The 21,844-nt window shown below is 70.9% G+C and carries 12 protein-coding genes; 4 read left to right on the top strand and 8 right to left on the bottom strand.

Translation table 11 applies throughout. The annotated features are described in order from the left end of the window. Positions 1-261: 261 nt before the first annotated feature. The 7 genes from FHS23_RS15790 to FHS23_RS15760 all read right to left on the bottom strand — a co-directional run bounded on the left by FHS23_RS15790 (position 262) and on the right by FHS23_RS15760 (position 15,079). Positions 262-2,103 carry a laminin G domain-containing metallophosphoesterase family protein gene (locus tag FHS23_RS15790; protein ID WP_183655609.1) on the bottom strand — a complete coding sequence of 614 codons (1,842 nt, stop codon included), beginning with the start codon at positions 2,101-2,103 and terminating at the stop codon, positions 262-264. Positions 2,104-2,358: 255 nt separating this feature from the next. Next, positions 2,359-3,813 (bottom strand): glutamate synthase subunit beta, encoded by a 1,455-nt coding sequence (locus FHS23_RS15785; protein ID WP_183655607.1) that lies wholly within the window; start codon positions 3,811-3,813, stop codon positions 2,359-2,361. 77 nt (positions 3,814-3,890) lie between these two features. Further along, positions 3,891-8,432 (bottom strand): glutamate synthase large subunit, encoded by a 4,542-nt coding sequence (gene gltB / locus FHS23_RS15780; RefSeq protein WP_183655605.1) that lies wholly within the window; start codon positions 8,430-8,432, stop codon positions 3,891-3,893. A gap of 479 nt (positions 8,433-8,911) precedes the next feature. Beyond that, positions 8,912-9,712 carry a 2-keto-4-pentenoate hydratase gene (locus FHS23_RS15775; protein ID WP_183655603.1) on the bottom strand — a complete coding sequence of 267 codons (801 nt, stop codon included), beginning with the start codon at positions 9,710-9,712 and terminating at the stop codon, positions 8,912-8,914. A 51-nt stretch (positions 9,713-9,763) separates the two neighbouring features. Next, positions 9,764-12,550, bottom strand: a complete 2,787-nt coding sequence (locus FHS23_RS15770) for an FAD-binding and (Fe-S)-binding domain-containing protein (RefSeq protein ID WP_183656199.1) — start codon at positions 12,548-12,550, stop codon at positions 9,764-9,766. Positions 12,551-12,758: 208 nt separating this feature from the next. Next, positions 12,759-14,057, bottom strand: coding sequence for a hydroxyacid-oxoacid transhydrogenase (locus tag FHS23_RS15765; RefSeq protein WP_183655590.1), 1,299 nt, complete (start codon positions 14,055-14,057; stop codon positions 12,759-12,761). A gap of 155 nt (positions 14,058-14,212) precedes the next feature. Then, positions 14,213-15,079, bottom strand: coding sequence for a phosphotransferase (locus tag FHS23_RS15760; RefSeq protein WP_183655587.1), 867 nt, complete (start codon positions 15,077-15,079; stop codon positions 14,213-14,215). Between the two features lie 123 nt (positions 15,080-15,202). Between FHS23_RS15760 and FHS23_RS15755 the strand changes: the two genes are divergently transcribed. The 4 genes from FHS23_RS15755 to FHS23_RS15740 all read left to right on the top strand — a co-directional run bounded on the left by FHS23_RS15755 (position 15,203) and on the right by FHS23_RS15740 (position 21,188). Continuing rightward, positions 15,203-16,579, top strand: a complete 1,377-nt coding sequence (locus FHS23_RS15755) for an MFS transporter (RefSeq protein WP_183655584.1) — start codon at positions 15,203-15,205, stop codon at positions 16,577-16,579. 48 nt (positions 16,580-16,627) lie between these two features. Further along, on the top strand, positions 16,628-17,827 hold the full coding sequence (locus tag FHS23_RS15750) for a cysteine desulfurase family protein (protein WP_183655581.1): 1,200 nt from the start codon (positions 16,628-16,630) through the stop codon (positions 17,825-17,827). A 4-nt stretch (positions 17,828-17,831) separates the two neighbouring features. Then, on the top strand, positions 17,832-18,923 hold the full coding sequence (mnmA, locus tag FHS23_RS15745; protein ID WP_183655577.1) for a tRNA 2-thiouridine(34) synthase MnmA: 1,092 nt from the start codon (positions 17,832-17,834) through the stop codon (positions 18,921-18,923). 639 nt (positions 18,924-19,562) lie between these two features. Continuing rightward, positions 19,563-21,188 (top strand): acyl-CoA synthetase, encoded by a 1,626-nt coding sequence (locus FHS23_RS15740; RefSeq protein ID WP_183655574.1) that lies wholly within the window; start codon positions 19,563-19,565, stop codon positions 21,186-21,188. On the opposite strand, the gene FHS23_RS15735 is transcribed toward FHS23_RS15740, so the two are convergent. Further along, positions 21,178-21,825 (bottom strand): TetR/AcrR family transcriptional regulator, encoded by a 648-nt coding sequence (locus tag FHS23_RS15735; RefSeq protein ID WP_183655570.1) that lies wholly within the window; start codon positions 21,823-21,825, stop codon positions 21,178-21,180. The genes FHS23_RS15740 and FHS23_RS15735 overlap by 11 nt on opposite strands. Between the last annotated feature and the right edge of the window lie 19 nt (positions 21,826-21,844).

Here is a 21,844-nt window from a genome sequence, read left to right as displayed (position 1 = left end):
CTGACTACGGGGCGCGCGAAGTTGCGCACACGCCCGATCACAGTGGCGCGACCGTACCGGGTTCTCACCGGCTTCCAGCCGTCATCGCATGAGCCGTTCGAGGCTAGGCCCGCCCGGCGCGGGAAGTCAACGCGATGTGGCCCGCACCGCTCGTCCTTCCCGTTGTGCGTGCCCTCCACTCGGCACCGCGTGTGGTGCATTCGGCACCCGGCCACGACCCGACGGCGCCGACCCGCGGCTGCTTCGTCGCGTGCAGCCGTGTCAGCCGGGCAGCATGAAATCCTTCGGTGACAGGGCCCGCGACACGATGCGCGTGTCACCGATGTGGCCGTAGAAACCCTGCCCGAAGCGTCCACCCGATTGGGTGCCGCCGATCGCGAACGGCTTGCCGACCGTCGAGATGCCCTTCGACCGCTGCACCGCGTTGCGGCTGATCTTCGACCCGTCGACGTAGACCACCGTGTGCTCGCCGTCGTTGACGATCGCGACGTGCGTCCACCGTCCGATCGGGACGGCGTGACTCCAGCAGGTGGGATCGTCGTTGCTCGACGTCGGGTACACGACGTACTGCAGGAAGCGTTCGCTCGTGACGTTCAGGCTGCACACGGCGTCGTCGGTGGAGTAGCCACCGTCCTTGCCCGCGTCGCCCGCGCGGCCCTCCCAGCTGAGGACGCCCATCCACGCGTGGTCGCCCTCGAACGGCTCGGGCAGGCGGAAGAAGGTCTCGATGGTGTAGCCGTGTTCGAACGTCGCCGTGTTGACCGGTGCGCCCGAACGGGTGTGCAGCACCGCGCCGCGGTCCGGATTCTTGCCGCCGTCGAACCGGACACCGGCGTGGGCGGGTGCGCCGACGTGGTGGTCGGCCGACCACGTCAGCACGTCGGCGGGGCCGTCGTGGAGCCGCAGGGCGACGAGGTCGTTGCCGTTGCCGGACAGGTCACGGGCCACCGCGCCGCCGGTCACCGGTGCGCCGTCCTCGCCCGCACCGGCGAATCCCTCCTCGTCGAACCGCCAGTACGCCGTCGTCCCCGCGACGAGCATCTCCGAGGCCGGCCGTGACGGCGGGTTCGCGGGAGGTGCGAACCCCGCGAACCGTTCGGTGAACGGGATCTCGATGCTGAACCGGTCGACGTCACCGGTCAGCTCCACCGTCTCGGCTTCCAACGGCGTGCGGTCCTTCTTGCCCAGCAGCCACGGCGAGAACGTCTCGACGTCGATGCGGCCGCGGGCGACGTCGAACGCGTACGTCCGCAGCATGCCCGCACCGCCGTAGTAGCGGTCCTGGTAGTTCGTGATGTGCACGTGGACCGGATTTCCCGCGTCGTTGGTGAGCGTCGTCCGCCCGCACGGCCAGTAGTGCCCGCCCAGTGCGAGGAAGATCTGGTCGTTGCCGCGGACCAGCCCGTCCCACAGGTGCCTGCCGTGATCGGACAGCGTGGCGTCGCCGGACTCGTCGGCCCACACGATGTCATGCGTCGTCAGGATCGCCGGAAGCTTCGGATGCCGGTCCAGAACTCCCTGCGCCCAACGGATTCCCGCGTCGGAGACGCGCCAGTCGAGGGCGAGTACCAGCCACGTGCGGCCGCCGCCTTCGAAGGTGTGGAAGCTGTTGTAGCCCTCGGGAGACGAGCCGCCGTAGGAGCCGGACCCAGCGAACCGCTCGGGTCCGAACGTGCGCAGGTACGGCGTGTCGCCGCGTTGGTCGTCACCGGACACGTCGTGGTTGCCCGCCAGCACGCTGTAGGGCAGCCTGCCGTCGATACCGGTACGGAAGACCTTGTCGGCGATGCGCATCTCGGCCTCGGTGCCGTGCTCGGTCAGGTCGCCGAGCTGGGCGAGGAACGCGACGTTGCGGTTGCGTCGCTCCCGCACGGCCCATCGCAGACTTTCGCGCACCGGCTCGTGGTCCGAACCACCCTCGTCGATGAGGTACTGGATGTCGGGCAGGACGGCGAACGTGAACCTCACGCCCTCGGATGACGGGTGGCCGTGCGGGGCGGCCTGTGCCGGCGCCGCGGTGACGGCGCCGGAAGCCGCCACGACCGCGGGGGTGACGGCGGCGGCGGACAGGACGGAACGTCGGGATACTCCGGAAGGGGACATACGTCGCAGTCTCGCCGTCACCGTTGGACGTCGGGTGGCACGGATGTTGAGCAATGCTGAACATTTGCGCGTTCACCGCGACCGGATCGAGACCTGCGACGCAGCGTGTGCGGACCGCAACACGATCCCCGGAAGCCGCAACACAGGCCCCGGAATCCGCAACACAGGCCCCGGGACCCGGAACACGGGCGGCGGGTGGGCGCGGCTCCGTCGGGAACGCGCGCCCACCCGCCGCCGGGTGTCGAACCTGCGGTGTTACGACATCGGACGGTCCGTCGGCGCGATCGGCGCCGGGAGCATGTCCCGGTCGGTGAGATGCGCGTCGACGCCCGCGGCCGCCGACCTGCCCTCGGCGATCGCCCACACGATCAGCGACTGCCCGCGGCCCATGTCGCCGGCCACGAACACGTTGTCCACGCTCGTGCGGAAATCCGCGTCCCGCGCGACGTTGCCGCGCTCGTCCAGCTCGACGCCGAGGTCCTCGATCAGGCCCTGCTTCTGCGGCCCGACGAAGCCCATCGCCAGCAGCACCAACTGCGCGGGCAGTTCCTTCTCGGTGCCCTCGACCGGTTCGAACCCGCCGCTCTCGGCGCGCTGCACCTCGACGATCCGCAACGCCTGCAGATTGCCGTCGGCGTCGGCGACGAACTCCTGCGTGTTCACCGAGTACAGCCGCTCGCCGCCCTCCTCGTGGGCCGAGGAGACGCGGTAGATCATCGGGTACGTCGGCCACGGGTGCGCCTCGGCGCGCGACTCCGGCGGCTTCGGCATGATCTCCAGCTGCGTCACCGACCTGGCGCCCTGCCGATGGGCCGTGCCCACACAGTCGGCGCCGGTGTCGCCGCCGCCGATGACCACGACGTCCTTGCCCGCCGCGTCGAGCGGCGAGACGTCGAGCTCGCCGCTCGCCACCTTGTTCGCCGGCGGCAGGTACTCCATCGCCTGGTAGACGCCTGTGGCCTCACGGCCGGGCGCGGGCAGGTCGCGCCACGCCGTCGCCCCGCCCGCCAGCACGACCGCGTCGTACTGCGCGCGCAGCTCGTCCGCGGTGATGTCCACACCGACGTTCACGTTGGTGCGGAACTCGGTGCCCTCCGCGCGCATCTGGTCGAGACGCCGGTCCAGGCGGTGCTTCTCCATCTTGAACTCGGGGATGCCGTAGCGCAGCAGCCCGCCGATCGCGTCGGCCCGCTCGAGCACGACCACGTCGTGTCCCGCACGCGTCAACTGCTGCGCCGCCGCCAGGCCCGACGGGCCCGACCCGACGACCGCGACCTTCTTGCCCGTCTTCGTGGTCGGCGGCTGCGGCGTGACCCAGCCTTCCTCCCACGCGCGGTCGATGATCGAGATCTCGACGCGCTTGATCGTCACCGGATCGTCGTTGATCCCCAGCACACACGCCGTCTCGCACGGCGCGGGGCACAGCGTGCCCGTGAACTCCGGGAAGTTGTTCGTCGCGTGCAGCCGCTCGATCGCGTCGGCCCAGTCGTCCCGCCATGTCAGGGTGTTCCACTCGGGGATCAGGTTCCCCAGCGGGCACCCCTGATGGCAGAACGGGATGCCGCAGTCCATGCAGCGGCCCGCCTGGTCCTTCAGCTTCGTACGTTCGAAGTCCTCGTAGACCTCACGCCAGTCCTTGATCCGGATGTCGACGGGACGAGACTTCGGCGTCTCCCGCTTCGTGTTCAGAAAACCCTTGGGGTCAGCCATGAGCCGCCTCCTGTGTCTTGTGGGACACCCACGCCCGGTCGGGGCTCATGGCTGCCGCTTCGTAAACTCCGCGATTGTCAGCCATGAGCCGCCTCCATGATCGCCTCGTTCACGTCCCTGCCGTCGCGCTCCGCCTGAGCGCGGGCCTGCAGGACACGCTTGTAGTCCTTCGGCATGACCTTCGTGATCCGCGGCAGTGCGGACTCCCAATCGGTGAGCAGCGCGTGCGCCACGGCCGACCCGGTCTCGGTGTAGTGCTTCTCGACGGCTTCGAGCAGGACCTCAACGTCCTCCTCGTCGAGTCCTTCCAGGTCGACCATCTCACCGTTGACGCGAACCGGGTCGAGGTCGAGCACGTAGGCCACACCGCCGGACATGCCCGCCGCGAAGTTGCGGCCCGTGTTCCCGAGCACGACCACGCGCCCGCCCGTCATGTACTCGCAGCCGTGGTCGCCGACGCCCTCGACGACGGCCAGCGCGCCCGAGTTGCGCACGCAGAACCGCTCGCCGACCTTGCCGCGAAGGAACAGCTCACCGCCCGTGGCGCCGTAACCGATCACGTTGCCCGCGATGATGTGGTCCTCGGCCACGATCGGCGAGTCGTGCGGCGGCCGCACCGTGATGCGCCCGCCCGAGAGGCCCTTGCCGACGTAGTCGTTGCCGTCACCGAGCAGCCGCAGCGTGATGCCCTTCGGCACGAACGCACCGAACGCCTGCCCGGCCGTGCCGGTGAACGTGATGTCGATCGTGTCGTCCGGCAGGCCCTCGCCGCCCCACTGCTTCGTCAGCTCGTGCCCGAGCATGGTGCCGACCGTGCGGTTGACGTTGCGCACCGGCAGGTCGAGCGTCACGCGGTCGCCGGACCGCAGCGCGCCCTCCGCCAGCTGGATCAGCGTGTTGTCCAGCGCGGCGTCGAGCCCGTGGTCCTGTTCGACGATCTGGCGGCGGGCCGCACCCGGCTCGATCTCCGGCACCTCGAAGATCGCCGACAGGTCGAGACCCTCGGCCTTCCAGTGGTCGACGGCGTCGCGGGTGTCGAGCAACTCCGCGTGGCCGACGGCCTCGGCGATGGACCGGAAGCCCAGCGCCGCCAGGTACTCGCGCACCTCCTGGGCGATGAACTCGAAGAAGTTCACCACGTAGTCGGCCTTGCCGCTGAACTTCTCCCGCAGTGCGGGGTTCTGCGTCGCGACGCCGACCGGGCAGGTGTCCAGGTGGCAGACCCGCATCATGATGCAGCCCGACACCACCAGCGGCGCGGTCGCGAAGCCGAACTCCTCGGCGCCCAGCAGCGCCGCAATGAGTACGTCACGGCCGGTCTTGAGCTGGCCGTCGGTCTGCACCACGATCCGGTCGCGCAGCCGGTTCGACAGCAGGGTCTGCTGCGTCTCCGCCAGGCCGAGCTCCCACGGGCCGCCCGCGTGCTTGATCGACGACAACGGGGATGCGCCGGTGCCGCCGTCGTGGCCGGAGATCAGCACGACGTCGGCGTGCGCCTTCGACACACCCGCGGCGACCGTGCCGACGCCGACCTCGGACACGAGCTTCACGTGGATGCGCGCGGCCGGGTTGGCGTTCTTCAGATCGTGGATGAGCTGCTTGAGGTCCTCGATCGAGTAGATGTCGTGGTGCGGCGGCGGGGAGATGAGCCCGACCCCTGGCGTCGAGTGCCGGGTCTTGCCGATCCACGGGTAGACCTTGCCGCCGGGCAGCTGGCCGCCCTCGCCGGGCTTGGCCCCCTGCGCCATCTTGATCTGGATGTCGTCGGCGTTGACGAGGTACTCGCTCGTCACCCCGAACCGTCCACTCGCGACCTGCTTGATCGCGCTGCGCCGCTCCGGGTCGTAGAGCCGCTCCGGGTCCTCGCCGCCTTCACCGGTGTTGGACTTGCCCTGCAGCCGGTTCATCGCGATGGCGAGGGTCTCGTGCGCCTCGGCCGAGATGGAGCCGTAGGAGATCGCGCCCGTGGCGAACCGCCTGACGATCTCGGAGACCGGCTCGACCTCCTCGATCGGCACCGGCGGGCGCTCGCCCTCCTTGAACTTGAACAGGCCGCGCAGCGTCATCAGCTCCTCGGCCTGTTCGTCGACAGCCTTCGTGTACTCCTTGAAGATCTCGTACTTGCCGGACCGCGTGGAGTGCTGCAGCTTGAAGACCGTCTGCGGGTTGAACAGGTGCGGCTCGCCCTCGCGGCGCCACTGATAGTCGCCGCCGGTGGCGAGCTCACGGTGGTGGGGCCGCACGTCGTCGGCGGGGAAGGCGCGCCGGTGCCGCTCGGTGACCTCGCGGGCCAGCACGTCGAACCCGACGCCGCCGAGTCGCGAGGTGGTGCCGGTGAAGCACGTGTCGACGACCTCGGACCCGAGGCCGATCGCCTCGAAGATCTGCGCGCCGGTGTACGAGGCCACTGTGGACACGCCGATCTTCGACATCGTCTTGCGGACACCCTTGCCGAGTGCCTTGATGAGGTTGGTCGTCGCCTCCTTGGCGGTGACGCCGGGGACACGGCCCTGCTCGGCGAGCTCCTCGACGGTGGCCATCGCCAGGTACGGGTTCACCGCCGCTGCGCCGTAGCCGACGAGCAGCGCGATGTGGTGCACCTCGCGGGCGTCGCCGGACTCGACGATCAGCCCGACCTGCGTGCGGCTCTTCTCGCGCACCAGGTGGTGATGCACCGCGCCGGTCAGCAGCAGCGACGGGATCGCCGCATGGTCGGCGTCCACACCGCGGTCCGACAGCACGATCAGCCGCGCGCCGTCGGCGATCGCCTCGGACACCTCGGCGCGAATCTCGTCCAGCCTGCGCTGCAGCGACTCACCGCCGCCCGCGACCTCGTAGGTGCCGTGCACCGTGTGGGACGAGAACTCGGGCAGGTTGCCGTCGTCGTTGGCGTGGACGAGCTTCGCCAGGTCGTCGTTGTCCAACACCGGGAACGGCAGCACGATCTTGCGGGCGTGCTCCGGACCGGCCTGGAGGAGGTTCGGCTCCGAACCGAGCTGCGTGCCCAGCGCCGTGACGAGCTCCTCGCGGATCGCGTCGAGCGGCGGGTTGGTGACCTGGGCGAACAGCTGCGTGAAGTAGTCGAAGATCGGCCGCTGACCACTGGAGAGCGGGGCGACCGGGGAGTCGTTGCCCATCGACCCGATCGGCTCGGCACCGGTGCGGGCCATCGGCTCGAGCAGCACGTCGAGTTCCTCGGCCGTGTAGCCGAACGCCTGCTGCCTGCGCACGAGCGAGGAGTGCGTGGGCACCTCACGCTCGCGCTCGGGCAGGTCGTCGAGCTTCAGCCTGCCGGTCTCGAGCCACTCGGCGTACGGGTTCTCGGCGGCGAGCTGGCCCTTGACCTCCTCGTCGTCGATGATCCGGCCCTCGGCCGTGTCGACGAGGAACATGCGGCCCGGTTCGAGCCTGCCCTTGCGCACGATCGACGACTGGTCCAGCTCGAGCACGCCGGCCTCACTGGCCAGCACGACCAGCCCGCCGTCGGTGACCCAGTACCGCGCGGGGCGCAGCCCGTTGCGGTCGAGTACGGCGCCGATCTGGGTGCCGTCGGTGAACGACACGAGCGCGGGGCCGTCCCACGGCTCCATCATCGTGGCGTGGAACTCGTAGAACGCGCGGCGCGCCGGGTCCATCTCGGCGTGGTTCTCCCACGCCTCCGGAATCATCATCAGCACCGCGTGCGGCAGCGACCGGCCACCGAGGTGCAGCATCTCCAGCACCTCGTCGAACGAGGCCGAGTCGCTCGCACCGCGCGTGATCACCGGGTAGATCCGCCGCAGCGGCCCGGGGATGAGATCGGTGTCGAGCTGCGACTCGCGGGCGTCCATCCAGTTGCGGTTGCCCTTGAGCGTGTTGATTTCGCCGTTGTGCGCCACGTACCGGTACGGGTGTGCCAGCGGCCACGACGGGAACGTGTTCGTGGAGAAGCGCGAGTGCACGAGGCCGATCGCGCTGACGACGCGCTCGTCGGTCAGATCCGGGAAGAACTTCGGGACCTGCGGCTCGGTGAGCATGCCCTTGTAGACGATGGTGCGCGCCGAGAGGCTCGGGAAGTACACACCGGCCTCTTCGAGCTGGTGCTCCGCACGCTTGCGCACGACGAATGCGGCGCGTTCCAGTTCGAGTCCGGTCAGCGCGTGGTCGCCGTCACGCTGCGAGCCGAGGAACACCTGCGAGAAGTACGGCATCGCCTCGCGAGCACTCGGGCCGACGTGCTCGGCGTCGACCGGCAGGTCGCGCCAGCCGAGCACGCGGAGGCGCTCCTCGGCGGCGATGCGCTCGATCGCCGACATCGCCTTGCCGCGGGCGGTCTCGTCGGTCGGCAGGAACCCCGTGCCGACCGCGTACGTACCGGGTTCGGGCAGTTCGAAGTCGGTGACCTCCCGGAAGAACGCGTCCGGGATCTGGATCAGGATCCCGGCGCCGTCGCCGGTCTCGGTCTCGGCGCCGCGCGCGCCACGGTGCTCGAGGTTGCTCAGCGCAACCAGGGCTTTTCGGACGATCTCGTGGTCGGGACGGCCGGACAGGTCGGCGACGAAAGCGACACCACAGGCGTCGTGTTCGTACTGCTCGTCGTAGAGACCGGTGTTCGGCTTACGCGGTGCGTGGCGGGTCACGGCTTGCCGCCCTCCTTGGCTCGGCACAGCCAGGCCGCGCTGCCAGCCGGCCGGGGTGTGGTCCGGTCGGCTAACGGTGCGGCCTGGTGGTGCGATAGGTCAGTAGGGGACTCGTCGATGGCGGCCCGTCCACCTTCCGGCGGCGGGCATGACACCGAAACGTCGACCACACGCCGTTGTGTGGATCCTGTCTGGCTCGGATGAGCCGGGTGCGCGCCGTCCGTGGTGGCGAACGGCGCTGGTGCGCAGACACGCGCCGACACAGGCAGGGTTCGCCTGCCGCATGCGGCGCGCGCTGAACATCCCGGGGTTAACCGGTCTTATGACAGTAATGTGAAATCGCCGTTATCGGGACTTCTCAGTGAGCGCTCGTGGGATACAACACTGCGGGATTGACGGCCGTCCGTCAACTGGTGGATCCCAGAAAACCCGCTTTGACCTGCGAAAACGGCTGAGTTCTCAGCAGGTGCGGACCACGGTTACTCCGATTCCTGGCCGAACACCGCGGTGACGTCGCCGAGACCATCCATGTGGGCGACAACGGTCTCGCCCGGGTGTACGAAGAAGGCCTGCGTCATCGTTCCGGGAAGCACGACGTGGCCCGGTTCGATCGCGATGCCGAGCGGGCCGATCGTGTTCGCCAGCCACACCAGGGCGTTGAGCGGCGAGCCGAGCACCGCGCTGCCGGTGCCGGTACCCAGCAGCTCGCCCGACCGGTACAGCGAGCACCCCATCAGTCGCAGGTCGACGGCCGAGAGCGGGGTCGGCTTCGTGCCGAGCACGACGCCGCCCGAGGAGGCGTTGTCGGCCACGGTGTCGACGATCGAGATCTTCCAGTCACGGATGCGCGAGTCGACGATCTCGAGCGCGGGCAGCACGAACTCGACCGCCCTCGCCGCGTCCGCCACCGTGACGCCCGGCCCGGTCAGCTCCCGGCCGAGGACGAACGCCACCTCCGGTTCGATGCGCGGCTGCAGGAACGGCGCCGTGATCGGCCGGTGTTCGAGGTGGAACATGCCACTCGTGAGATGGCCGAAGTCCGGTTGGGCGACACCCATCTGCTGCTGCATCGCCGGCGAGGACAGGCCGACCTTGTGGCCTTTGACGGCCTCTCCCGCCTCGACCCAGCCTCGGACCTGCTCCTGCTGGATCCGGTAGGCGTCGGTGATCGTGAGCTCCGGTCGCTCGTCGACGAGCGGGTCGATCGGGGTGCCGGTCTCGTAGGCCTGCCGCAGGCGTTTCGCGAGGTCTCCGATGGTGGCGGCGTCGATGGCGTTCATGGGGCTCACATTCCGGGTCGGGGGTTCGGGGCGGCAAGGACGGCGTTCCGGTCACCGGGACGTTCGCCGACTCCCATGGCGCAGAGCGCGGTCGAGGATCTCCGCCAGGTGCACCGCGCGCCGGGACGTGAGGTCGGCGATCTGCGTGCGGCAGCTGAACCCGTCGGCGAGGACGAGCGTGTCGTCGGCAGCGGCCTCGACCTCGGGGACGAGCATCCGTTCGGCGGCGGCGACGGACACGCCGTAGTGGCCGCGCTCCATCCCGAAATTGCCTGCCAGCCCGCAGCAGCCGGAGTCCAGCGTGCGGCAGGAGACCCCGGCCTTGGCCATCACCCGCTGGTCGGCGGCGTTGCCCGCGACGGCGTGCTGGTGGCAGTGCTGCTGGGTGATCGCCTGTGTCGGACCGTCGGGGTCCAGATGGGGGAAGTCGACGTCGGGTGCGTACCGCTCGAGGAACTCCGCGAGGGTCAGGGCGTTGATGCGGCCGTCCTCGGCGCCGATCTCCCCGGGATCGAACAGGTCGTGGATGTCGTGGCGCAGCACGGCGAGGCAGCTCGGCTCCAGCGCGACGATCGGCGTGCCTGCGGCGATCTCCGGGCCGAGGACCCTCAGCGTCCGGCGCAGCACCGTGCGGGCGACACCGAGCTGGCCGGTCGAGATCCACGTCAGTCCACAGCAGACGGACGAACGCGGGAGCACGACGTCGAACCCCGCGTGATCGAGCACCCGCGCCGCGGCGAGGCCCACGTCGGGGGAGAAGTGGTCGGTGAACGTGTCCGGCCACAGCACCACGCGCGGGCGGGTGAACGTGGCGGGTGCGGCCTCCCCGCGGGTGCGCAGGCGTTTGCGCAGCGTTCGGCGCGCGAAGCGGGGCAGGGAACGTTCCGGCGCGATGCCGCCGAGCCGCGTCAGCGCGCGTGACAGGGTTCGGGAACCGAGCACCGCGTTGGCCGCACGGGGAGCCACGGCGGCGAGGCGCGACCACAGCGGCAGGAAGCCGAGCGAGTAGTGCGCGGCGGGACGCACCCGGCGCCGGTAGTGCTGGTGCAGGAACTCGGCCTTGTACGAAGCCATGTCCACATTGACCGGACAGTCGGACAGGCACCCCTTGCACGCCAGGCACAGATCCAGCGCGTCGCGGACCTCGGTGGAACGCCAGCCGTCCGGCACGGTCTCGCCGCGCATCATCTCCGACAGCATCCTCGCGCGCCCGCGCGTGGAGTGTTCCTCGCGGCCCGTCGCCATGTAGCTCGGGCACATCACGCCGGTCGAGGTGTCGATGCACTTGCCGACGCCGACGCAGCGGCGCGCTGCGACGGCGAGACTGCCGCCGTCGTGTGGGTACTTCAGCGTGAGCGGCAGTTCCCGCACCGGGCCGTCGAACCGCAGGTCGGCGTCCATCGGACGTGGGCGCACGAGCACGCCCGGGTTCAGCAGGTCGCCGGGGTCCCAGATCGCCTTGAAGGCCTCGAACAGGCGCAGGACCTCAGGTGAGTACATCCGTGGCAGCAGCTCGGCACGCGCCTGCCCGTCGCCGTGCTCACCGGACAGTGATCCGCCGTGCGCGACGACGAGATCGCCCGCGTCCTCCATGAACGACCGGAACCGCGCGCGGCCGTCGTCGTCGGTGAGTGTGAAGTCGATGCGCACGTGGACGCAGCCCTCGCCGAAGTGGCCGTAGGGAATGCCGCGCAGGCCGTGGTCGACGAGCAGCTGCCGGAACTCCCGCAGGTACGCCCCGAGGCGCTCCGGCGGCACGGCGGCGTCCTCCCAGCCCGGCCACGCCTCGGCGCTGCCCTCCGGCGTGGGGATGCGGGTGGCGATGCCCGAGGCGGCCTCGCGGATCGACCACAGCTGCTTCTGGTCCGCGGGGTCGTCGGCGATCGACGTCGCGGCGCCCGTCTCGGTCGTCAGCGTGGCCGCGATCCGTTCCGCGCGGTCCCGTGCGTCGGCGAGGTCGTGGCCGCCGATCTCGGCGAACAGCCAGCCGCCGCCCTCGGGAAGCCGGTCCAGCGCGGCGGGCCTGCGGCCTCGCACCAACAGGGCGTCGATCATGTCCGAGCCCATCCCCTCCAGCGTGAGAGGTTCGAGCGGCAGGACGTGGGGGACGGCGTCGGCGGCGGCGACGTCGTCGGCGTACCCGGCGACGAGCAGCACCCGCACGGCCGGAGCGGGCACGAGGCGCACGGTCGCCTCGGTGAGCAGCGCGCAGGTGCCCTCGCTGCCCACCAGTGCGCGGGCGACGTCGAAACCGTTCTCGGGAAGCAGGCGATCCAGCGCGTAGCCGGACACGCGGCGCGGCAGCGACGGGAAGCCCTGCCGAATGGTGGCCAGGTTGTCGTCGACGAGCGACTTCAGCGCCCGGGTGTGGGCGTTGTCGGGGGCCTCGCCGGGTCCGAACGTCATCGACGTCCCGTCGGCGGACAGCACGTCCAGCGCCACGACGTTGTGCGTCGTACGACCCCACGCCACCGAATGCGAACCGCACGAGTCGTTGCCGATCATGCCGCCGAGCGTGCAGCGGCTGTGCGTCGACGGGTCCGGTCCGAACGTCAACCCGTACCGGGATGCCTCGGCGCGCAGCGCGTCGAGCACGACGCCGGGCTGCACCCTCGCCGTGCGCGCCTGCGGATCGATGTCGAGGATGCGATTCATGTACCGCGTGTGATCGAGCACGACGCCTTCGCCGACGGCCTGCCCCGCGATGCTCGTGCCCGCACCGCGTGCCGTGATCGGCACGCCGAGTTCCCGGCAGACGCGCAGGGTCGCCCGCACGTCGCCGGCATCGCGCGGGAACACGACGGCACGCGGGACGTGGCGGTAGTTGGACGCGTCCATGCTGAAGACGGCGCGCGCGGTCGGATCGGCCTCGACGTCGCCGGTCACCGCGGCGCGGAGCCGGGCTGCGAGCCGCTCGGCGTCGGCGGGTGCGGTGCCGGTCCGCTCGGCGCCGGGGTGTGCCGGGCCGGGCCGGGACGGGTCGGTGGGCGTTGCGGCGGCTTCGTTGACGGGATCGCTCACGGCGCCCACCGTAGGCGTCGCGGCATCACCAGTTCTCGAGCGACTCGGTGAGAACGGCCTCGACGTCCTCCTCGCGCACCGTGCGGGGCGCGACGGCCAGCAGTCGCTGCTGCTGCATCGTGCCCTCCACGAGCGCGCCGATGTCGGAGCGGCCGTAGCCGACGCCGGCGAGCCCGTTGGGGATGCCGATGTCGCGCATCAGCGACGTCAGTGCCGCGGGCAGTCGCTCGCGGTCGTCCGGGGTGGTCCGCTGTGCGCGCGGGTCGAGGATGTCGGCGGCCCGCAGGTGCTTGCCCGGGTCGGTCGGGAAGGTGAAGCGGAACGCGGCCGGTGCCGTCAGCGACACGGACTCACCGTGCGGCACGAGCGCGAGCTCCTGCGGATAGTTGGCCGGCCGGTACTCGCGCACGCGGCCCGCGATCGGATAGGCGCACGCGTGCGGCACGTGCACGCCCGCATTGCCGAACCCCATGCCCGCGAACGTCGCGGCGAGCATCATGTCGGTGCGGGCGTCGAGGTCGCCGCCGTTGAGGACGGCCTTGCGGAACGACCGCGCCAGCAACTGCAGTGCCTGCTCGGTCCAGGCGTCCGAGATGGGGTTCGAGCCGTTGTAGGCCACGCGCGTCTCCGGCTCGTGCCGCGGGAACGAGTGGAACGGGCGCGCGGTGTAGGACTCGAGAGCGTGACACAGCACGTCCATCCCGCTGGCCGCGGTGACCTCCGGCGGCATGGACAGGGTCAGCAGCGGGTCGATCACGGCGAGGTTCGGCCGCAGGTGGGCGTGGCTGATACCGGACTTGACCTGCAGGTCGAGGAAGTCCATGACGCACACCGGCGTCGTCTCCGAACCGGTGCCCGCTGTGGTCGGGACCGCGACGAGCGGTTTCAGCGGGCCGTCGGGTGCCTTGCCCTGGCCGATCGGCTTGTTGACGTAGTCGTAGAGGTCCGCCGGGTACGTCGTGAAGAGGTTGACCGCCTTGGCCGTGTCGATGGACGAACCGCCGCCGACGCCGATGAACCCGTCCCACGTGGACTCGCTCGCGAAGTCGATCGCGTCGCGGATGCTCCGGTCGGTCGGCTCGACGTGCACGCGGTCGTAGATCTCGACGGTCAGTCCGCCCGCCTTCGCCGCGTCGGCGACGCGTTGCGGCACGCCGGTGGCGGCGACGTCCGGGTCGGTGACGATCAGCACGCGCTGCGCGCCCAGCTGCGCGAGGTCCCAGCCGATCTCGTCGACCGCGCCCGCGCCGAACTTCAGCGGCGTCGCACCCCAGGTGAACACGGTCTCGTTCAGGTACTGGGTCTTCGGCGAACCGGATGTCATCGGCGAGCTCCAGGTGTCGTCGCGCGGCCGACCGCCGCGTCGCGCTCCGTTGCGGACGGATCCGAGCCTCGCACTCCCCGCACTCGCTGATCAACCGCTGAGTCGGCATCAGCCGTTCGCGTGATGACCGGTTCCCCGAGGGGCCGGCTCGCCGCTCAGGTGGGCAGGAACCAGCGGCGGGCGAGTGACGGCAGTGTGGGGTCGTCCGGGGCGGGCAGGAGCCGCAGGTACGTCGACAGGTTCGAATACCGGTGCAGCAGCGTGTAGGCCAGCAGCCTGCGCGCCAGGTCCTCGTCGAGTTCGGTCCCGGCGTAGCCGTAACCGAGCAGCAGCTCCCGCAGCAGGCCCGTGTCGCCCGCCGTGAGGAACACGCCGACCGACGAGAACTCGTACTCCGGTGCGCCCTGCATCGCGGGTTCGAAGTCGAGCAGTCCCGTGGGCACGAACGTGTCCGGGTCGACGAACACGTGCTCGGGCATGACCTCGGTGTGGAGCAGCACCGGTTCGGGCTCGCCGAGATCGACCGAGTCCAGGAAGGCGGGGATCTGCTCGCGCCACCACCCGGCGAGGCCGAGGCCGCCCTGGTGTGCCATCACCCCACCGCGGCGGTCGGCCAGGAACCGCGACCAGTCCGCGGGCCACAGGTCCGGCGGCGGGACGGCGTGGAGCTGTGCCAGCAGACCGCCGAGCTCGCGCATCAGGCCCACCCGGTCCGATGTGGACATCGAAGGCCAGGCCGTCGCGACGTCGACACCCGGCAGTCGGCGCATCACGATGTAGCGCCACTCGTCGATCTCGCCCTCGCCCTCGACGCGGGGCGTCTCGACGCCGAGCCTGCCGTCGACGGCCCTGAGGGTCGCCAGCTCGGTGAGCGCCTCGTCGACGTCGTCGGCGGGATAACCCTTCAGGACCAGTGCGTCGCCGATCGCGAAGACCGGCAGCGAACCGGTGGGCAACGGGCTCACCGGAAGGCCGGTGATGCCTTCGCGGGCGCACGCCGCGGCGACGGGGAAGGTGTCCACCGTGGCAGGCTACGACGGTCGGCGCCACCGTAGGAGCGGTTTCCGCCATCCCGGCCCGGCGTCGACGTGATCCGGAGATCGGTGCTGGACCTGCAGTGCGCTCGAAGTTGCATCGTTGCCGGCATGACGACGACCGCGCCGGAACCGCGGAGTCCGCGGCGCAGCGTGCTGTGGAGCCCCGAACACCGGACGACCACCCTGGGCGTGCTGCTGCTCGTCACGCTGATGGCCTTCGAGAACCTCGGCGTGGCGACCGCTATGCCCACGATGGTCGCGGACCTCGACGGCGGTGCGCTGTACTCGTGGCCGTTCACGGCGTTCCTGGTCGCCAGCGTGGTGGCGACCGTGCTGTCCGGCCGCGTGTGCGACCGCCGGGGCCCGGTGCCGTCGTTGCTCGGCGGTCCCGTGGTGTTCCTCGTCGGCCTGCTGGCGGCCGGGTTCGCGCCGAACATGGCCGTGCTGCTGGCGGGACGGTTCCTGCAGGGCCTGGGCACCGGAACCGTGCTGGTCGCCACGTCGCTGCTGGTCGCGCTCGTGTTCACCGACGCCGAACGTCCGGTGATCTACGCCGCCAACGCGGCGGCCTGGGTACTGCCCGCCGTGGTCGGACCGTCCGTCGCCGGCCTGGTCACCGACACCGTCGGCTGGCGCTGGGTGTTCCACGGCCTGGTGCCGCTCGTCCTCGTGGGGCTCGCGCTGCTGGTGCCGGTGACACGCCGCATCGCGACGTATCGGCCACCGCCGAGCGGACGGGTGGCGAGCGTGCCCGCCGCCGTCACGGCCGCGGCGGGGGTGGCTGCGCTGACGTGGGCCGCGCAGCACCCGTCGGCGCTGTCGCTCGGCTACGGCGCGGCGGGGCTGGCCGCGGTCGGGTTCGCGCTGCGCAGGCTGTTGCCCGCAGGGACACTCACCGACCGGCGCGGGCTCGGTGGGCTGGTGCGTTCGCGGGCGCTGTTGGCAGGCACGTTCGCCGGGATGGAGGCGTTCCTCCCGCTGACGATGTCCGGCGTGCACGGCTACGGGCCCGCGCTCGCGGGCCTGCCGCTGACCGTCTCGGCGCTGAGCTGGTCGGTCGGGTCCGCGGTGCAGGGGCGCTTCCCGGGCTGGGACCGTGACCGGCTGGTACGGGCGGGGTTCGTGCTGGTCGGGGCCGGGGTGGCGCTGTTCGGCTGCGTCGCGGTGCCGGGCTGCCCCGGATGGGTGGCGTTCGCGGCGGCGGTCGTCGCCGGAGCCGGGATGGGCATGGCGTTCCCCTCGGTGCAGGTCCTGATGCTGCGGCGCGCTGCCGAGTCGGAGCGCGGGTTCGCCAGTTCGGCCATGCAGCTCGGCGACTGGGTGACGTCTGCGCTGGTCATCGGCTTCGGTGGGGTGCTGCTCGGCGTGCTCGGGTCCGCGGCGGCGCCCGGTTGGCCGATCGTGGTGCTCGCCGCCTCGCTGACACTGCTGGCCGCGGTGGGCGGCGCGCTCGCGGGGGCGCGACGGCAGGGCAGCGGCCAGTGAGCGATGCCGCAGCGTTCGCCGTGACGGTCCGACTACCCTGGAAAGGCGATGACCTACCTCGACCATGCGGCGACCACCCCCATGTTGCCGGACGCCATTGCGGCGATGAGTGACGCGATGTCCACCGTGGGCAACGCGTCATCGTTGCATTCCTCGGGGCGCCGGGCACGACGCGTCGTCGAGGAGGCCAGGGAGGTGGTGGCCGAGGCGCTGGACGCCCGCCCATCCGAGGTGATCTTCACCGGCGGCGGGACGGAGAGCGACAACCTCGCCGTCAAGGGCACGTTCTGGGCGCGCAGGGACGCCGACCCCGCACGCAGGCGGATCCTGGTCAGCGCCGTCGAACACCACGCCGTGCTCGACGCCGTCCACTGGCTGGCCGACCACGAGGGCGCCGAGCTGACGTGGCTCGAGGTCGACGAGCACGGCCGGGTGTGCCCGGACACGGTGCGCGCCGCCTTCGAACAGGGTCACGACGACATCGCGCTCGCGACCGTCATGTGGGCGAACAACGAGGTGGGCACCGTCAACCCGGTCCCCGAACTCGCGGCCGTCTGCGCCGAGTACGACGTCCCGCTCCACACCGACGCGGTACAGGCCGTCGGCGGCGTGGACGTCGGGTTCGCGGCCTCGGGCGCGCAGGCGCTGACGCTCACCGGCCACAAGATCGGCGGGCCCTACGGGGTCGGCGCGCTGCTGCTGGACCGGACGACGACCGCCGTGCCACTGTTGCACGGCGGCGGGCAGGAGCGTGAGGTGCGCTCCGGTACACTCGACGTGCCCGGCATCCACGCGTTCGCCACGGCCGTGCGGGTCTCGGTCGAGAGCCACCGCGAGTCCACCGACCGGATGATCAAGCTCCGCGACGAGCTGATCGCCGCCGTGCGCGCCGAGGTGCCGGATGCCGTGCTGAACGGCCTTCCGGGCGACTCGCCGGATCGGCTGCCCGGCATCGCGCACTTCACGTTCCCCGGCTGCGCGGGTGACAGCCTGTTGATGTTGCTCGACGCGAAGGGCATCGAGTGCTCCACCGGCTCGGCGTGCACCGCCGGCGTGGCCGAACCGAGCCACGTGCTCACCGCGATGGGCGCCGACGAGACGGCGGCCCGCGGTTCGCTGCGGTTCTCGCTGGGCCACACATCCACCAGGGACGACGTCGACGCGCTGGCGCGGGAACTCCGCGGCGCCGTCGACAGGGCACGCCAGGCGGGTCTCGCCGGCATGCGCAAGCAGAAGCAGGAGGCATGAGCCGATGCGCGTACTGGCCGCGATGAGCGGGGGCGTGGACTCGGCGGTGGCGGCGGCGCGTGCCGTCGAGGCCGGACACGACGTGACGGGTGTGCACCTGGCGTTGTCGGCGAAGCCCGGCACGCTGCGCACCGGCGCGCGCGGGTGCTGCACCATCGAGGACTCCCGCGACGCCCGGCGGGCCGCCGACATCCTCGGCATCCCGTTCTACGTGTGGGACTTCGCCGAGCGGTTCACCGAGGAGGTCGTGGAGACCTTCGTCGGCGAGTACGCGGCGGGCCGGACCCCCAACCCGTGCGTGACCTGCAACGAGAAGATCAAGTTCGAAGCGCTGCTGGAGAAGGCGATCGCGCTCGGCTTCGACGCGGTGTGCACCGGGCACTACGCCCGGCTGTCCGTTTCCGGCGGCGTGCCGGAACTGCGCCGCAGCGCCGACGACCACAAGGACCAGTCGTACGTGCTGGCGTCGCTGACACCGGAGCAGCTGCGGCACGCCATGTTCCCGCTCGGCGGTTCGCGCAAGCCCGACGTGCGTGAGGAGGCGGCCGATCGGGGCCTCGCCGTCGCCGAGAAGCCCGACAGCCACGACATCTGCTTCATCCCCGACGGCGACACGAAGAAGTTCCTCGAGAACCGGCTCGGCGAGCGTCCCGGCGACCTCGTCGACGCCGAGACCGGTGCCGTGCTCGGACAGCACACGGGGGTTCACGGCTTCACGGTCGGCCAGCGCAAGGGCCTCGGCATCGACGCGCCCGCGGCCGACGGCAAGCCGCGGTACGTGCTCTCGCTCGAACCGGTCTCCGGGACCGTGAAGGTCGGTTCCTCGGAGGAGCTCTCCGTGTCCACGATCGACGCCGACCGCGCGATCTGGCCGTCGGAGCAGCCGCTGTCCGGCCCGACCGAGTGCGTCGTACAGGTACGCGCGCACGGCGGCATGGCCCCGGCCGTGGCGGAGGTCGACGGCGACGCGGTGCGCATGTCGCTGCGCGAACCGCTCACGGGCGTCGCGCCGGGGCAGGTCGCCGTCCTCTACCGACCCGACGCCGAGGCGGGAGACGTCGTCCTCGGCAGCGCGAAGATCGCCGCCACGGCGTAACCTTCCTAGGCGCAACCCGTCCTACGCGCATGTCCTGCACCCGGACGCACGTGCCCCCGGCGGCCGTGTTGCGCCCTCCGGAGGCCGTGTTGCGCTTTGCGGGGGCCGTGTTGCCTTTGCGGGGGCCGTGTTGTGCCCGGCCACCACCCCGCATTGACACGGTGCCGTGTTGCTCCTTCGAGCGCAGCCGCCGAACCCGTCCCGGAATCAGTCGGGCTTGGGGCCACGCGGTTTCGGGGCGTGAGGCGGCATGTCGTGGGCAGCGTCGCCGGGTCGGTCGGAGTCAAACATCGCAACAGCCAGACTTGCCATCTCCGCCGCCGGTACCCGGAACCCGCAACACAGCCCCCGGAACTCGCAACACGACCCCTGGAATCTGCAACACAGCCCCCGGAACTCGCAACACGACCCCTGGAACCTGCAACACAGCCACCGGAACTCGCAACACGACCCCTGGTACCCGCAACACAGCCACCGGAACTCGCAACACGATCCCTGGTACCCGCAACAAGGCCCCCGGAGCCTGCAACACGGCCCGCGGCTGGGTGCAGGCGTGGGGGTGTTGAACGGTTCATTCGGCTGGGGGAGGATCGCGTTCACGACGCACGGTCGAACGCGTCGCGATCACGGAGGAGCTCAATGTCGAACGCAGGGTCCACCACGGCCGGCGGTGCCACGTCCGGAAGCGCCACCTCGTCCGCGGCCCCGGTCGGCGCCTCCACCGGCGCCGCCTCGAGCGCGCTTCGGTCCAGCACGATCGCCGACATCCCGCGGCGCAGTGCCTCGCGGACGCCGCATCGGGTGGCGATCCGCTTCGCCGACCGAACGTGGACATACGCCGAGCTGGACGCCGCCGTGAGCCGCGCCGCCGCGTACCTGCTCTCGCTGGGCCTGCACCACGGCGACCGCGTCGCCGCCTACGGCAAGAACTCCGACGCCTTCCTCATCGGGTTCCTCGCGTGTGCCCGCGCGGGACTGGTCCACGTGCCCGTCAACTACAACCTCACCGGTGACGAGCTCGCGTACCTGATCACCCAGTCCGGCAGTCGCGTCGTGCTGACCGACCCGGCACTGCGAGGCAACCTGGACGCCCTCGACCTGCCCGTCGAGCGCATCCTGCCGCTGCGGGACACCCCGGACGACTCGCTGTTGGCGGTGGCGAGCACCGGAGACGGCGCAGACCTCGACGCGGTGCTCGACACCCCGGTCGCGGACACCGACCTCGCCCAGCTGCTCTACACGTCCGGTACGACGTCGAAGCCCAAGGGCGCGATGATGACGCACCGCGCCCTCGTGCACGAGTACCTCTCGTGCATCGTCGACCTGGACCTCGCGGCCGACGACGATCCGCTGCACGTCATGCCGCTGTACCACTCGGCGCAGATGCACGTGTTCCTCATGCCGTGGTTGGCGGTCGGTGCCACCAACACGATCGTCGAAACCCCCGACCCGGCCGATGTGCTCCGCCGCATGGCCGACGACCGGCACGGTGCGTTCTTCGCCGCGCCGACCCTGTGGGTGGCGATCGCCAACCACGCGGACTTCGGCGCCCGTGACCTCTCCGCGCTGCGCAAGGCGTACTACGGCGCGTCCATCATGCCGGGTCCGATCCTGCAGCGGCTCCGCGAGAAGCTGCCGGAACTCGGGTTCTACAACTGCTTCGGCCAGTCGGAGATCGGCCCGCTGGCGACCGTGCTGCGTCCCGAGGACCACGAGACCCGACCCGAGTCCGCGGGCCGTCCCGCACTGTTCGTCGAGGCGCGGGTCGTCGACGCCGAGGGAGGCGACGTCCCTCCCGGCGGCGAGGGCGAGATCGTCTACCGGTCGCCGCAGCTGTGCCTCGGCTACTGGGACAAGCCGGAGGAGACGGAGGAGGTTTTCGCGGGCGGCTGGTTCCACTCGGGTGATCTGGTGCGGCTGGACGAGGAGGGCTACGTCTTCGTCGTCGACCGCATCAAGGACGTGATCAACACCGGCGGCGTCATGGTGGCCTCGCGTGAGGTCGAGGACGCGCTGTACACGCATCCGGACGTCGGCGAGGTGGCCGTGGTCGGCCTGCCCGACGAGAAGTGGATCGAGGCCATCACCGCCGTGGTGGTCCCGAAGGGCGGCGGCGCGCCCGCGGAGGACGAGCTGACGCAGTGGGTCAAGGACCGGTTGGCAACGTTCAAGGTGCCCAAGCAGGTGCGCTTCGTCGACGACCTGCCGCGTAACGCGTCGGGCAAGATTCTCAAACGGGAACTGCGCGACCGCTTCAGCGGGTAGGTGCCGGGACGAGGGCCAGCAGCGTCTTGGCCAGAGGTGCGGCGACGTCGTCGGTTGCGGCGCCGGAAGCGGTGTCGGCCAGCACGATGCGGTGGACGGTGACCTCAGCGGTCTGCACCAACAGCGCCGCGGTGCGGTCCGCCTGCTCCTGCTCGCCGGCACCAGCGCCACCGTCACCGACAGGGGCGACTCCGCACCGGCGCACGTGCCGGGCGAGTGACGTCGTGGTCTCGGCGTGGAGTGCGTGCAGGCGTGCCACGCCGTCGGGCACCCGTGGAGCGAGGTCGTACAGCACGGTGTGCAGCCGCGGCCGGTCGGCGTGCAGCGCCGCCAGCGTCGCGGCGAGTGCCCGGACGGTGTCCTCCCAGCCCGGTCGCGAGTCGTCGAGTTCGGCGAAGGTGGCGCGCAGGGCGGCGGCCGCGTCCTCGATGTGCCGCTCGGCCAGCGCGCTCAGCAACGCGACCTTGTTGGGGAAGTACTGGTACAGGGTGCCGATGGAGAAACCGGCGCGTTCGGCGATGCGATTGGTGGTCGCCGCCATGCCTTCGCGCTGGAAAACCCGAGCAGCCGCTTCGAGGACCGCATCGACCGTGAACCGGGATCGCTGCTGGCGTGGGCGTTTTCTGGGGGTGTCCATGGCGGTCCCAACGCGAGTT

Source organism: Prauserella isguenensis, assembly GCF_014191605.1.
GTDB classification, from domain to species: Bacteria; Actinomycetota; Actinomycetes; order Mycobacteriales; family Pseudonocardiaceae; genus Prauserella; species Prauserella isguenensis.
This window is presented reverse-complemented; position numbering and strand designations above follow the sequence as displayed.